Annotated in this window: 14 protein-coding genes and 1 tRNA gene; 1 reads left to right on the top strand and 14 read right to left on the bottom strand. The window is 43.8% G+C overall.

Annotation, left to right across the window (positions count from 1 at the left end; translation table 11 throughout):
- Positions 1 to 33: 33 nt before the first annotated feature.
- Together rpmE and B4J50_RS00245 are read right to left on the bottom strand one after the other, a co-directional pair.
- Positions 34 to 273 carry a 50S ribosomal protein L31 gene (gene rpmE / locus B4J50_RS00240; RefSeq protein WP_024822461.1) on the bottom strand — a complete coding sequence of 80 codons (240 nt, stop codon included), beginning with the start codon at positions 271 to 273 and terminating at the stop codon, positions 34 to 36.
- A gap of 82 nt (positions 274 to 355) precedes the next feature.
- Positions 356 to 922 (bottom strand): HutP family protein, encoded by a 567-nt coding sequence (locus tag B4J50_RS00245; protein WP_024822462.1) that lies wholly within the window; start codon positions 920 to 922, stop codon positions 356 to 358.
- A 259-nt stretch (positions 923 to 1,181) separates the two neighbouring features.
- Here B4J50_RS00245 and B4J50_RS00250 point away from each other — a divergent pair, with 259 nt between their 5' ends.
- Entirely contained in the window at positions 1,182 to 2,147 is a 966-nt protein-coding gene (locus tag B4J50_RS00250) for a TAXI family TRAP transporter solute-binding subunit (RefSeq protein WP_286846317.1), read from the top strand.
- An 80-nt stretch (positions 2,148 to 2,227) separates the two neighbouring features.
- Here B4J50_RS00250 and B4J50_RS00255 read toward each other — a convergent pair whose 3' ends face one another.
- From B4J50_RS00255 to rplT, 12 genes are all read right to left on the bottom strand, one after another.
- A complete protein-coding gene (locus tag B4J50_RS00255; protein ID WP_024822464.1) occupies positions 2,228 to 3,412 on the bottom strand; it encodes an alanyl-tRNA editing protein in 1,185 nt (394 codons plus the stop codon).
- 5 nt (positions 3,413 to 3,417) lie between these two features.
- Positions 3,418 to 4,809: a sodium:solute symporter family protein gene (locus B4J50_RS00260; RefSeq protein WP_286953864.1), complete on the bottom strand. Its 1,392-nt coding sequence runs from the start codon at positions 4,807 to 4,809 to the stop codon at positions 3,418 to 3,420.
- A gap of 52 nt (positions 4,810 to 4,861) precedes the next feature.
- A tRNA-Arg gene (locus B4J50_RS00265) sits at positions 4,862 to 4,937 on the bottom strand.
- A gap of 88 nt (positions 4,938 to 5,025) precedes the next feature.
- Entirely contained in the window at positions 5,026 to 7,374 is a 2,349-nt protein-coding gene (locus B4J50_RS00270; RefSeq protein WP_286846319.1) for an endonuclease MutS2, read from the bottom strand.
- Positions 7,361 to 7,906, bottom strand: coding sequence for a CvpA family protein (locus B4J50_RS00275; RefSeq protein ID WP_024822467.1), 546 nt, complete (start codon positions 7,904 to 7,906; stop codon positions 7,361 to 7,363). The genes B4J50_RS00270 and B4J50_RS00275 overlap by 14 nt, the downstream gene beginning before the upstream one ends.
- Positions 7,903 to 8,157 carry a cell division protein ZapA gene (gene zapA, locus B4J50_RS00280; protein WP_286846320.1) on the bottom strand — a complete coding sequence of 85 codons (255 nt, stop codon included), beginning with the start codon at positions 8,155 to 8,157 and terminating at the stop codon, positions 7,903 to 7,905. Before zapA ends, B4J50_RS00275 begins: the two co-directional genes overlap by 4 nt.
- 17 nt (positions 8,158 to 8,174) lie before the next feature.
- Entirely contained in the window at positions 8,175 to 8,474 is a 300-nt protein-coding gene (locus B4J50_RS00285; RefSeq protein ID WP_024822469.1) for a hypothetical protein, read from the bottom strand.
- A 30-nt stretch (positions 8,475 to 8,504) separates the two neighbouring features.
- Positions 8,505 to 10,907: a phenylalanine--tRNA ligase subunit beta gene (pheT, locus tag B4J50_RS00290; RefSeq protein ID WP_286953867.1), complete on the bottom strand. Its 2,403-nt coding sequence runs from the start codon at positions 10,905 to 10,907 to the stop codon at positions 8,505 to 8,507.
- Entirely contained in the window at positions 10,901 to 11,947 is a 1,047-nt protein-coding gene (gene pheS, locus B4J50_RS00295; RefSeq protein WP_024822471.1) for a phenylalanine--tRNA ligase subunit alpha, read from the bottom strand. Before pheS ends, pheT begins: the two co-directional genes overlap by 7 nt.
- The gene (locus B4J50_RS00300) at positions 11,944 to 12,639 is read right to left on the bottom strand and encodes a potassium channel family protein (protein WP_024822472.1); all 696 of its coding nucleotides are present in this window, start codon (positions 12,637 to 12,639) and stop codon (positions 11,944 to 11,946) included. The genes pheS and B4J50_RS00300 overlap by 4 nt, the downstream gene beginning before the upstream one ends.
- A gap of 10 nt (positions 12,640 to 12,649) precedes the next feature.
- The gene (locus tag B4J50_RS00305) at positions 12,650 to 13,969 is read right to left on the bottom strand and encodes a TrkH family potassium uptake protein (RefSeq protein WP_286846323.1); all 1,320 of its coding nucleotides are present in this window, start codon (positions 13,967 to 13,969) and stop codon (positions 12,650 to 12,652) included.
- A 2-nt stretch (positions 13,970 to 13,971) separates the two neighbouring features.
- Positions 13,972 to 14,331: a 50S ribosomal protein L20 gene (gene rplT / locus B4J50_RS00310; RefSeq protein ID WP_024822474.1), complete on the bottom strand. Its 360-nt coding sequence runs from the start codon at positions 14,329 to 14,331 to the stop codon at positions 13,972 to 13,974.
- Positions 14,332 to 14,334 lie beyond the last annotated feature (3 nt).

A 14,334-nucleotide genomic window follows, 5' to 3' on the forward strand; every position in this document is an offset into this window, starting at 1 on the left:
TCATGTAAAAAAGGGGAGCAGTGCTCCCCCTTACTACTCCTCGTTTCCTTCTTCTCGCTGACCGTAATTAATTCCTTCGTACTTCCTGCGGAACCTCTCAAGACGACCAGCTTCGGAAGCAACACGGCTTCCTCTTTTACCTGTGTAAAAAGGATGACACTCAGAACATACCCCAACTCTGATTTCAGAAGCTGTAGATCTAGTTTCAAAGGTATTTCCACAAGCGCAGGTAACCTTACATTCCTTATATTCAGGGTGAATATCTTTTTTCATCTATGTTGCACCTCCAAAAACATTTCTCTACATGAACAAATACGAACTTTACCATAGGAAATAAAGACATGCAAGCAGAGATTTAAATATGCATCACTCCAAGCCCACATCGTTCATGATGAGCCACTGCATGATAAGCAGTATCTCCCATAACTGCAACAGCAATCCATCGATCGTTACGAACTATCGCGATCTTCGCTCCCACACTGGCTTCAAGCATCCCTACAGTAATAAAGCCCTCCAGAGCTTCCACTGCTGCGTGCATAAGAGCATGCATTTCGTTTCTGGATTTTTCAACCACCCCTGCATTTAATGACGCTCCGACTAAAGCCCTTGTAACTTTTTGTGGCAAATCCCCTGCCAATCCCCCCACTTCTGTAGCAACAGATCGCCAACCATATTGTGCCAGCTCTTTCTTGAGACTGTTTTCTGATTCCGGAGTAGTAGTAGAAGCTAGTAATAAAGCCGCACGGCCAACCTGATTCTCATCGTTCAGATGTACGTGAATATTCAATTCCAAATCGATATTCTCAACAGGAGTACAAATATCCATTTCCGTAACATCCCCCCCTACCATATTTCCCCCCGCAACCCCTCCCTCTCCTGTCATTAATTCTTCCTGATTATTAAATATCTTTTTCCACAACATCCCCAACATCTCCCCTCTCAGGTACTTTTATTACTATAGCATATTTGGTACGCTCTTCGTCTAAATCTATGTTTGGCAAGAATTAATTCAGTTTTAGATATAAAAAGCAGTCAATTCTTGATACTCTTTCAGAAGAGCCGTATACTTGTAAGGAAAAATGTAAAAGGAGGTGTTATTCAAAACTTTCTTTAAAGCGTTTATCCTTATCAGATTCAAAGCGGAAGGAGCCGAAAAAACTCTTTGAGGGGGAATGTGTAAAATGACAAGAAGAACACTAATATTGGTAACTGTATTTTGTCTTTTGTTGACAGCCTTCGCTGGCGCCGCTTCAGCGAAGACCTTTGTTTCCATCGCTACTGGTGGAACAGGCGGTACTTATTATCCTTTAGGCGGTGGCATAGCGGATATTCTCACTCGGCATCTTGGTGATGTTCAGGTAACATCCGAAACAGGAAACGCATCTGTGGCTAATATTAACCTTCTTGGCACTCATCAAATTGAGATGGTCTTCGCTCAAAACGATATCGCTTATTGGGCTGCAAAGGGAATGGGCCCTTTCAAAAAAGGTGCATATGACAATATTCGAGTCGTGGCCTCTCTCTATCCCGAACATGTACACTGCATTACCCTGAAAGGCAGCGGAGTAAAAGATATTATGGACCTGAAAGGGAAAAGAGTTTCTGTTGGCGCCCCTGGCTCTGGTGTACAGGGCGACGTTTCTGCTATCCTGAATGTAGCTGATATAAAATATAGCGACATGCAAACTGATTTTCTAGATTTCAACATTACAACTCAACGATTTAAAGATGGACAGCTTGACGTAGGTTTTGTCGTTGCCGGTTATCCCACAACCTCAATAATGGATTTGGCTACCACACATGATGTAGACCTTGTAGAATTCAATGATAATTTTACAGATAAACTCGTTAAGGAATTCCCGTACTTTGTGAAAAGTGTTATTCCAGCTGGTACCTACCAGGGAATAGACAGAGATATTAAAACTCCAGCTGTTATGGCCCTTTTAGTCTGTGATGCAGACCTTCCTGAGGAATTAATCTACCGCGTTACTAAAGCTCTCTGGGATAATATTGACGAGTTACGTCCCGTACACGCAAAAGCTCAGTTGATCACCCTGGACACTGCTCTTGATGGCGTTTCTGTCCCTCTACATCCTGGCGCAGCAAAGTATTACAAAGAAGTAGGGATGAAACTGCCCACCTTTTAACTAAAAATAGCTCCAATATAAAAGAAATGGAGACTGTCTCGTTGAAGGACAGTCTCCATTTCTTCTCTTTTTATATGTATTTAAAGTGACATCATATAATCAATAATTTTACCTACCCAGACAGATGGATCTTCGCAAAGAGTGTAGCCACGGACCCAACTCTTTTGGCCTCCACCCCGTACCTTTAATTCAGAGGTATCCCGCAGGAAAAGGCGGAAATCTACCTCTACTTTTTCACCTGCCCCTAAGAAAAACTGGCTGCCCCCTTTCCCGTGGTCATAAAGGAGAAATAAACACGTGATATCGGGCCGTTCTTTTAACAGGCGACTTACTGCTGAAGAAGCAACCTCTTCTGGAATTCCAGATACGTCATACCAAAAAAGTGACACTCCTCCTACCCTCTCTTCCTTCCATGGGAAAGCCACAAAATCTCTTAGTCTGTCCATCTTCTTAACAAAGGCTTTATTCTCCTCTTGCAGATGTCTATATACGTCCTGTAATTTATCTAAAGGACAGCCAATTTCTCGTAACAACATTCTCGCAGCTCGGCTTTCTCTTTTTAAAACATCCTCTACATGAACAGAAAATCGAAATTCCCATTCAGGAGAGTGACCTCTGAACCCCTCTATCACAACTCCCCCTATTTCAGATGTTTTTGTAACGTGAGTGCCAGAACATGCAATCGTGTCAAAATCTGGAATTGTCACAATTCTGATAGTTTCCTCATCTGAGATTCTTTCCCAATTTGCCTTTAATTCTTTCATATTCATGGCCTCTTGAGGGGATAGGAAAGAAATATTTACAGGGAGATTCTGTTTGATGACAAGGTTTGCCTCGTCCTCCGCTCGGAAAAGCATCTCCCAAGAAAGTTCACCGGGGTAGCGAAGATACACTGTTGAGAACTCCGCCCCAATAGCCACTTTGTAAATATGCAAATCAGGCCATGCCCGTTCCAAAGCCCGGGAAAGCACGTGCTCCCCAGAGTGCATGCGAGAAAAAAGCCACTGACGCTCCATATCTACCTCCACGTCTACAGGGACACCCTCTTTCAGCTCGCCATGCCGGACTTTAATAAGCAGTATCATTTCTTTCCCATCTTTTACACAATCAAGGACAGTGGCTTCAAAATTATTTTCACCATAAAGATGTCCAGTATCTCCAGGCTGTCCCCCACCCGCTATATGAAAAGGATTTGGCTCTATTACAACTTTTGCTTCCTTTTTAGCATAGCTTACAATTTTCTTTAAGAAAACGTGCTGTTTCAAAAAGTTCACCTCCCGACAAATAGCCCTACAAATGTCAGTATTCCTGAAAGTAAAAGTCCTACAAAAAGCGGCTCTACTGAATGGGAAAAAAGAGGGGTCATAAGGGCAGCACCTAACCCCGCAATGGCAGATAGAAAAGCCCAGAAAGGAGACAACGCTCCAGGGTAAAGGAGAGCCACAATGAGAGGCAAAAAAGTACCTACTCCCCGTAAACTCATGCTCAAATAGCTCCAATTTAAAATGAGGTCGCCTCTAAAAACAATTCCCAGACAGGCTGCACTAACGACAATAACAGCAACTGTTGCACGACTTAAAAGGAGTCCCTTCGCTCCCTTCATCCTTTGTGAAATATACGATATATTGTTAAGGAAATCTTGTACTAAATTAGTGGCGACGCCAAAAGAGAGACCTGCTGCAGCTCCGACAACTGTAATAAAAATCCCAGCTAAAAAAACGCCTCCAACAACAGGTGGGAAATGAAGACGAATAAAGATGGGCAACGCGTGAGCTGGGTCTATACTACCTCCAATACTTCGCATATAGAGGCCAATGTAAACCCCCATCAAACCTAAAGGTGGAATTAATACGCCGGCAAGCAATGCCCCTCTACGAGCTACTTGAGGATCAGATGCAGCAAAAATTCCCTGGAGATAAATTTGCGTGCAAAAAACACCGACAATCATGGAAAAAAAGGCACCAATCCCCTTCGAAATCCCTGCGCCGAAAAAATTGAAAAAGGGAGACGAAGGCATGCTCTTTATCAGGCAAAGAGGCGTAGCACCTTGAATAAAAATCAAAGCTGCTGACGATCCCAAAGTAAGAAAAAGCATTATGATCTTCACCTTGCCAATAAGGCTATAGCTCTTTAATCCCCCGAGATAGAGAAAGCCTAAAACAAAAAATACCACTATCATCGATGAAACAAATGGCGATAAAGGGAGGATACTCTGCAGCAAGGCGACTCCAGAAAGAAACTGGGCAACAATAGCAATATAAGTGCCTAAGGAAGATGCAATCATGGAAACAATGCTTACAGACATTCCGTAGTTTTTCTTCAAAAAACCTGGGATTGTCGTTACATTTGCCTCACGCAGGCGGGAAGCGAAGCCTAGACCAAGGATAATACATCCTACACCGCCTCCAAGTGTAAACCACCAAGCAGAAAGACCATATTTGTAGGCCATTTGAACTGTACCTACAGTAGAAGCTCCTCCCATTAAGGCCCCCATAATCACCCCTACAACTCCTGAAACACCCGCTTTTTTCCCAGCCACTGTATAATCTGAAACATTCCCTACTTTTTTAGAAACTGCAATCCCAAGACCTAAAACAGAAAAGACCAGCAATGCAGCAGAAAAAGTTAAGACGTTCAAATCATCAGATCCTTTCAATAACATACAATAAAAAGAGCCGAGTTGCCTTCTCGACAACCCGGCTCTATATTTACAATGGCGTGCCTGTGGGGATTCGAACCCCAGACCCTTGGCTCCGGAGGCCAATACTCTATCCGCTGAGCTACAGGCACATAATGAACGCCGAGAATATTACCACGTACCAGGTAATCGCGCAACTTCCACGTATCAGATCGTTCTTTATTATATGCAAATACGTATCTATTTTTTAAAGGTGATAATGGTTACCCCATACCCGCCTTCGCCAGGTCCCCCCAGTCGATAATTTTCTACATAACTAAGATGGGCACAAAGGGTATGTACTTCCCGACGTAAAATTCCTTCTCCTCGGCCATGGATAATTTCCACGCTCCCGTACCCCGCTCTCATGGCCTGGTCCAAATACCTTTCCACGAGGGGCATTGCTTCATCTACAGTCATGCCACGAACCATAAGGGAGTTTGGTACTCCTTCCGGCCTTACTATCTTCGGGGAAGGAGGCAACATGGCTTCCCTCGCTGGTTTAGAGGCACGAGTTAAAGTGCTTATAGGAACTTCCATGCGAATGGCCCCTGCCAAAACCTCAGCTTTTTTCCCTTTTAGAGTAACAATTGTACCAGTAATATCTGTTCCTGATATTTTTACTGTATCCCCAACTTCGGGATGAAACCCTTCACTTTTCATCTTTAAAAGCGCCCTCTTCTCCTCTCTTTTCTCCAGCTCTTTTCTCTTCTCCCTAATTTTTTCTCGTTTAGGGTGCAATGCTCGTTGCACAGCAGACTTGGCCGATTCATCAAGAGCCCGAAGCATACGTCGCGACTCTTCTTCAGCTGCGACCAATATAGAAGTAGCCTTTTGTTCAGCCTGCGAAAGAATTTGTTCCTTCTGTCGCTCAAAACAAGCTTCTTTTTCCTGAAATTTTTCCCGTCGTACCGCAAGCTCCTGTCGGGCTTTCTCTATCTGTTTCTGTTCGGTGTCCAAATGAGCTTTTCGTTCTTGTAGATCTGTTATAATATCTTCCACCGAAACTTCTTGTTCTTTAAGAGCCAATCGAGCTTTCGCGAGGACATCGACAGGCATACCATACCGTTCAGCAATATATAAGGCGTTACTTCGACCGGGAATACCCATTAACAAGCGGTAGGTGGGAGCGAGAGTCTCAGCATCAAACTCCATACTAGCCGTTTCTACATATTGCGTCGTTAAAGCATATCTTTTAATAGGGTTGTGGTGAGTCGTCGCCAGGGTTACACACTTCTTTTCTCGCATTGTGTCAAGTAATGCTACTCCTAAAGCTGCCCCTTCCTGAGGATCGGTCCCAGCCCCCAACTCATCAAGCAACACAAGAGAATGACTATCAGCTTCCTCGATAATATGGATTATATTTTTTAAATGGGAACTAAAGGTCGATAAGTTTTGTTCAATACTCTGTTCATCGCCAATATCAGCATATACGGCATTGAGGTTCCCCACAAAAGAACCTTCCTCGGCAGGTATGGGCAACCCGCACCATGCAAGAATAGTACCAACACCTACAGCCTTTAAAGTCACTGTTTTCCCACCTGTATTAGGGCCAGTAACTACTAATATGCGAAAATCCCGACCGCATTCTATAGAAAGAGGAACGCCATGCTCGCCTAAAAGGGGGTGGAGCAATGAATGGAAAGCAAAAAGAGGTTTCTCGGCCAATAAGGGTAACTTCCATTTTTTTTTGTCCATAACAGTTGTTACAGCATAAAGTAAATCTATTTGGCCAAGAACCTTCTCTGCATCTAAAATAGCCCGCTCACGTGAAAGAACCTGGGCTGTGATCTCGCTAAGAATTCTTCGCTTCTCTTCTTCTTCGTCTCGAAGAAGAAGAACGAGGCGGCTGTTCAGATCCGCCATACTTCGAGGTTCCATGTACACTGAATTACCTGATCCTGAACGATCAACAATAGTTCCAGGGAATCGGGAAGCAAACTCCTGTCGAACAAGAACCGTAAAGCGGTTTTGACGATAGGATAAAATCTTTTCCTGCAACATAGAATTAAACCGAGGATTTGAAAATATCGACTGAGCGCGGGCGCGGATAGTTTGCCGCACAGAATCTTCACTCTTCCTAATTCTAGACAGATCCGGTGAGGCTGAATCAAAAAGGTTACCATCCTCATCTAAAACAGAAAGAGCCTTCATTTCCTGCGAAAAGTCACGAATTTTACGCAAAAGCACCCCAAACGGTGGAACTTCTTCTTTAATAGAACTAAGAGCTGCCTTTATTTTTTCTGCAAGAAGCAAAAGAGTACGAACGGAAAGAAGCTCTCTCCCCAAAAGAAGCCCCGTTTTTCGTGCCGATAAGAGAAGATCTTCAACGCTATCTACATTTTGTGTCCAAGGGAAATCCCCGCTACGGTCTACATAATCTCTATACGCTCGTAAGAGCTCTTGTCGTTGGTAAAGATTTTCAAGATTCTCGCTAGGAGCCAAATGAGCTAGAGTCTGGAGTCCTAAATTACTTCGTACATTTGAGGCAAAAATTGAAAGGACCTTATCCATTTCGAGAAGGCGCCATACGTCCTTATGAACTTTCATGTGGGAGTTTTTCCCCTCCTGTAATATATTGCATATGATATTCCATGTTGCTCCTTCCTTCAAAAAATGAATAGATATACGGCCAAGCAGAAGAAGCAACTCGCATAGAAATACTTTTTTCCATCCATTGGAGAGAAAAGAACGGGGACAAAGCTAGAAGGATAGCATAGAGAAACATGACCAAAACTATGGCTTTTAAAGCTCCGGCAATAGAGCCTAATATACGATCCACAAAAGAAAGGGCCGTCCAGCGGAGGAAAGCCTGAACAATACGGCAAAGGACAGTACTAGCCACTACTGCTACAAGAAAAAACAACACCATGGCAAGAATCATTACTATAGAATGATTTCCAGGCCATTTAGTCAGATACCACGTAGCTACACTTGGGGCAAAACGCCAAGCCAAAACAACTCCGCCTACTGTCCCGAGAAGAGAAAAAAACTCTCCTGAAAGACCTCGAAACAGCCCGCGAAGACAAAAGAACACTATTAATATGGCAACAGCGACGTCTACACCTAAAGCAAAGCTCATGACGAAACCGAGTCTCCTTCAGCCTCTCGAAGAACTTCCTGCAAAGACACTCCCACGCAGTCGAGACAATAAGCAAGATGAAGGCTGACCAGAAGCAAAAGATGCTCCTGGGCAACCTCCGTTCCTATAGTATTGGCAGCTTCATTCAGCAAGGAGAGAACCCGACGATACGTTTCTTCATCAAGCGCTGTCTTTAGATTATATTGCCGTTTCCCTATTTTGAGAGTTACGTCCCGTAAAGGGATAGACAAAGGATCCAACTCCTCCACTAAGAATTACGCCCTGATTCCAACTCTTCTGGAAGAAGAGCGTTGAGCTTATCGTAAACGCTCTTGACCTGACTGTCCAGTTGCGCTTTATCTTTTTGAAGAGCCATTTTTTCTCGTTCCAGCAATTCTATGTTACGCTGAAATTCTTTCGTTTCCCTAATATGCTCTAATTCTTTTTCAGAAACCTTATTTCGAAGCAGAGATGCTTCTTTCTTCAGCTGCTCATTCTCATCTTTAAGCTTAATAATAAACTCTGCTAACTTTCCAGCCAATTGTTCTATGGAATTAAGCGTTACCATTCTATAACCCCCATTCCTCTCTCTGCAAAATTATCGAAGGGTATAGCCTTGTACAACCATTTCTTCTCTAACTTTATTATGTACAGCATCCACTTCTTCATCACTGAGGGTACGAGCTGGATTACGGTAGGCTAAAGAAAAAGCCAAACTTCGTGTCCCTTCCGGGATACCCTTCCCTACATAAACATCAAAGAGTCGAAGGTTCCATAATAGTTCCCCTGCCGCCTTGCGTATCTCCATTTCCACATCACCCGCTAATTTCTCCTGAGAGACAATAAGAGAAATATCGCGATGTACCGCCGGATAAGGCGGATTTTCAACAAAAACAGGCTGGCGTTCCGTCAAAAGAGGCTCTAACGCCAACTCAAAGACATAGATGGGAGATCCCAGATCGAGCTCTCTTTCCAGAGAAGGCTTAAGACGTAGCAAATATCCCACTCTATTCCCATTAACGAAAACATGGGCCGTCTGACCACAATGGCCAAAAGGCTCTGTTCCAGGAATAAAACGGCATGCGTACCCCCGACTAGATATAATGGCCTCCACATCTCCCTTAACTGAAAGGAAATCTTCCAAATCACTATCTTTGTGAATTTTTCTTATATCTCGACCAGGGTAAACGAGGCCGGCAATGTGTTCTTCTTCTTTTATGCCACTCTCAGCTTCAGCATCTTGCAAGAAGACCCGTCCTTGTTCAAAAATACGCACTGCCTCTCTCCAGCCGGTACGTAACGATGAAGCAAGCGCATTTAAGAGACCAGGTATCATAAAAGTTCTCATAACAGATAATTCTGTGCTCAAAGGATTAGAGAGCGCAGAAAGATAAGCCCTTCTATCGTCTTCTGGAAGACAGAAAAACTTGGTATAGGATGGAGGAAGGAAACTATATGTTATGACTTCCACATACCCACGAGCTAAAGCTATCTGTCGTAGATGAGACCGAAGTTCCATTAAAGCGCCATGATCACCCCGGCTACTCATATTGCGAGGGAGACGACTCGGCATATCATTGTAGCCCCGAATTCGAGCTACTTCCTCCACAAGATCTTCCTCTATGGAGACATCAGGCCGATACGAAGGGACCTGAAACTTTCTTATATTATCCTTCTTCTCTTTCTCTATAAAACCCAAGCGATTAAGAATGCGAGAAGATTCTTCCAAATCATCCCAGAGCAAAATTCTTTGCAGTTTCTCTCTCGTTAAAGCGACATCCCTGCTTGCTGGAATATCATTGATTGCCGACAGCACATTCCATTCTGTATGAGCAGCTCCCCACTCCTTTAGAAGAGACAAAACACAAGCCATAGCTGGGTAGACAAGCTCTGGATCTACTCCTCTAGCATACCGGAACGACGCTTCGCTATTCAACCCTAAGCGGCGAGATGTTCGACTGACCCGAACAGGATCAAAACTGGCACTTTCTATAACCACGTTTTTGGTAGTATCACAAATTTCAGTGCTTTCTCCTCCCATGACTCCAGCAAGAGCAATAGGGACACCGTTACTCGTAATGAGGAGGTCTAACGAGTCAAGCACTCGCTCTTTCCCATCAAGAGTTGTCATATGCTCTCCGTCCTTCGCGGATCGCACCGTTATTTCCCGTTCAGGCAAACGGTCTAAATCAAAAGCATGGAGAGGTTGCCCCATAAGAAGCATTACTAAATTAGTCGCATCCACAACATTCGAGATCGGACGCATCCCCATGAGAGAGAGAAGGATCCGTATAGGCAGTGGAGACGGCCCTATTTTCACATCTGTAGCGAGCCCCAGAAGATAGCGGCGACACCCTCCGTCCTTAAGAGTAGGTGTACGAAAATCCATCGGCCAAAGTTGTCCTTCATCGGGACGATTTTTCATATTTTTTCTTCCTACGGCATCGGGGAAAAGAGCATAAATTTCTCTAGCTATACCAAGTGCACTGAGTAAATCCCCTCGATTAGGCGTTACAGAAACATCTAAGACCGCATCGTCTAATCGAAGATATTTTTTCAGGTCTGCGCCTACAGGAGCATCGTCTGGCAAACGTAAAATGCCAAATTCATCAGCAATATCAGGTAATCCAATTTCTTCGGCAGAAAGCATCATTCCCTGGCTCACTACCCCATCAAAATCTCGCTCAGACAATACTGTCCCGTCGGCAAGTACTGCCTGCGGAGGAGCATAAGGAATCAAATCTCCCTCCTTAAGATTGGTAGCAGCCGTTACACAATAGGCTTCACCTTTTCCATAATCCAACTGAACTACAAAAAGAGAGCTTTTATTCGGATGAGGTTTAAGGGATATAATTTTCGCAACCCATACTCCAGATAATTCTTCACAGGGATAGGTAATACCTTCTATCTCACAGCCAGTTACCGTAAGTTTTTCTGCTACATCTTTTAATGAAGCAGGAATAGAAACAAGACTATTTAACCAATTCCAGGACATTAACATGATTTATTCCTCCCGGAAAGAAGATAGGGAACATTCCCTTCAAAAAGTACGCGGAGGTCCGTTAATTTGTACTTCAATAAAGCTATACGATCAAGCCCCATTCCCCAAGCAAATCCACTATAAACTGATGGATCTATTCCGCCAGCTTTCAATACGTTAGGATGAATCATTCCAAGTCCGCCAATTTCCAACCACCCAGTTCCCTTACAAATTCGACAATGAGGATTTTTCCCAGAACACTCTATACATTCTATGTCTAGTTCAAGAGAAGGCTCGGTAAAGGGGAAATAACTTGCCCGGTAACGCGCAGCCAACGGTCTGCCGAAAATACTACGTATGAGAACTTCTAGACATCCTTTCAAGTCTGCAATAGAGACATCGCGGTCTACTAAAAGTCCTTCTACTTGATGGAACATAGGAGAATGGGTCGGGTCACTATCGCGACGATATACTTTCCCCGGGCAAATAATCCGCAGTGGAGCTCCATATTTCAGCATGGAACGAACCTGCACAGGAGACGTATGGGTACGAAGCAAGTGCTTGTCATCAAAATAAAACGTATCCTGCATATCTCGAGCGGGGTGATAAGAAGGAATGTTCAGAGCCTCGAAATTATGAAAATCATCTTCTATCTCTGGACCAAGAGCCACTGAAAACCCTAAACCAGAAAGAATGTTAATTACATCCATAGTAACCTGAACTACTGGATGGAAGCTTCCCCATAAACGTCCTCGAGAAGGAAGTGTTACATCTATCTGATCTTGCATTTCAGCAATCTCTGCTTCTCGTTTTTCCAGAGAGACCTTACTCGATTCCAGATTTTCTTCCAACTCATCTCTAAGTTTATTGACGAGCTGTCCTACTTCTGGCCTTTTCTCGGGAGGCAACGAACCAAGAGTCTTCAACAGAGCAGTGACTTTCCCTTTTTTACCGAGGAAGTGAACCTTTATCTGCTGTATCTCATCTGCCGTTCGAGCCTGTCTAAGCTGGTCGAGGAAATCTTTTCTACACTTTTGAATGTCATCGTATATTTCACTCACGCCCCATTACCCTCCCTTTTTCGTTCTTCCTGAATAATTTCAAGCAGTATATCCAGGTCTTTCTTTTTACCGGCTATCAAAAGTCGGTCATCCTTTTCAACAACTGTATCGGCAGAAGGAAGGAATCTTGACCCCTTCCTATCGAAAAGCAACACCATTGCATTATACTTTTTCCTAAATTCTTGTTCTGCCAAGGTCTTACCTATCATCTCAGCAAGCGGCGTAATTTCACCCACAAGATAGTCCCCACCGGGAAGTTGAGAAAAACTCGTCAACCAAGGATGAACAAACTGTTCCGCTACCCGTTGCCCCATATCTCTCTCGGGAAATATGACTCTATGGGCTCCAACACGGGAAAGCACCCTTGCATGGAGAGCCGTCTGGGCTCGTGCTACAACGAGAGGGATATTAAACCCTTTAATAATTGTAGTAGCCAAAATACTAGCCTCCACATTCTCTCCAATAGTAATCACTGCTATATCCGCCTCTTTAGCACCTACTTTTATAAGAGCGTCTTCATCGGTAGCATCCAACTGAGCTGCTAAATCTATAATATCCGCCACTTCTTCTACCTTTAGAGGGTTTGCATCAACACCTACAACATATTGATTCAATGCTGCCAGTTTCTCGCAGAGAGAAAACCCAAAACGCCCCAAACCAACTACTAATATCATTTTTCGCTCTTCGGCCATAACAAGCCTCCTAGCCTATCGGTATATTCGTTGTAGCATAGTTTACATTATCTCTTGTCTCATGACTCACTATGCCATACATGAATGTAAGGATACCAACCCTCCCCCAGAACATCAACAAGACAAGGATCATTTTACCTATAGAAGAAAGGGAAGAAGTGATACCCAACGAAAGGCCCACTGTCCCCATAGCGGAAAAAGCTTCAAAAATAAGGGTATGGAAAGGAACTGATTCTGTTATAGATAGAGCAATTAAACTCATCAAAACTGTACCGAAATAAAGGACCGTAAGCGTTAGTGCCCGCCGTATATTGTCCATAGGAACAGCTCTATTCCACAGAACAACATGTTTTTTTCCTCGCAACTCTGTGAAGGTGGATACCATAAGCAAGCCAAACGTTGTCGTTTTTATGCCACCACCAGTAGATCCAGGAGATGCTCCTATAATCATCAGCAAGCACGTTATAAATAACCCCAAAGAAGAAAATTGCGCTTGATTAATTGCATCAAATCCCGCTGTACGAGGAGTAATACTTTGGAAAAGAGCGTTCCAAATTTTCAAAATAGGAGACATCCCTTGAAACGCACCATCCCAGTCTGAAATAAGGAAAAGAGTCGTGCCAACAGTTATCAATCCTGCCGTAACAACCAAAACAAAACGGCAATGAGGAGCTAAACTTTCACCCCGAGTGGTGTATCGCCAAACTCCAGATAACACAAGGAATCCTGCACCACCAGAAACAATAAGAAACATAATAGTCGCCGGAACCCAAAACGTATTGGCATACCCCTCCAAACTGTTGGAGAAAAGAGAAAAGCCTGCGTTACAGAAAGCACTTATACTGTGAAAAATAGCGAGGTACAGTGCTCGGACTGGGGAATAGTCTTTAACAAAAGCAATAAAGAGAGGGATGCAGCACAGCCCCTCTATGAGAATTGTCATTTTAAGTATTTTCATCAAAAGGCGAACTGCTCCGGCGGGAGTATCCAAACCTAATCCTCCAGCAAAAAGGAGCCGTTGACGGATCCCTATCTTTTGCCGCAGCAGCAAAAGAAGAGCTGTAGCGGCAGTCATAACCCCTAACCCCCCAAGTTGTATCAGAGCCAAAACAACCCACTGAGAGGCTAAACAAAGGTCCTGCCCAGTATTCACAACAGAAAGCCCAGTAACACACAAAGCAGATGTCGCCGTAAAAAGAGCATCAACAAAAGCTATAGGCTTCCCCCACGCCATATTGAGGGTCCATATAAGGAAGGTTCCTACCACGACTAGCGATAGGAACCCTCCAACAATGGTCCTCTCTACTCTGAGAGAACTATAGGTTTTCAAAATTACAGCCCCAAAGCGTCTCTAGCCTGCTCCACCAATCTTACAAAGGCTGGCATGTCGTTAATAGCCAACTCAGAAAGCATCTTCCTATTGATAGAGATGCCGGCTTTCTTAAGCCCATTCATCAGGGTGCTATATGACATCCCCTGAGCACGTGCCGCAGCATTAATACGAGTAATCCACAAACGACGAAACTCTCTTTTCTTAATCTTACGATCATCATAAGCCCTCGAAAGGGAATGAAGGAAAGCTTCTCGTGCTCTTCTGTAAACATTTTTCTTTCTGCCCCAATATCCTTTTGTAATGGCAAAAAGTTTCTTTCTTTTCTTATTGCTTGTGCTACCACCCTTAACACGAGGCATAGC

The sequence above is a fragment of the Aminobacterium sp. UBA4908 genome (assembly GCF_002398115.1).
Classification (GTDB): Bacteria; Synergistota; Synergistia; order Synergistales; family Aminobacteriaceae; genus Aminobacterium; species Aminobacterium mobile.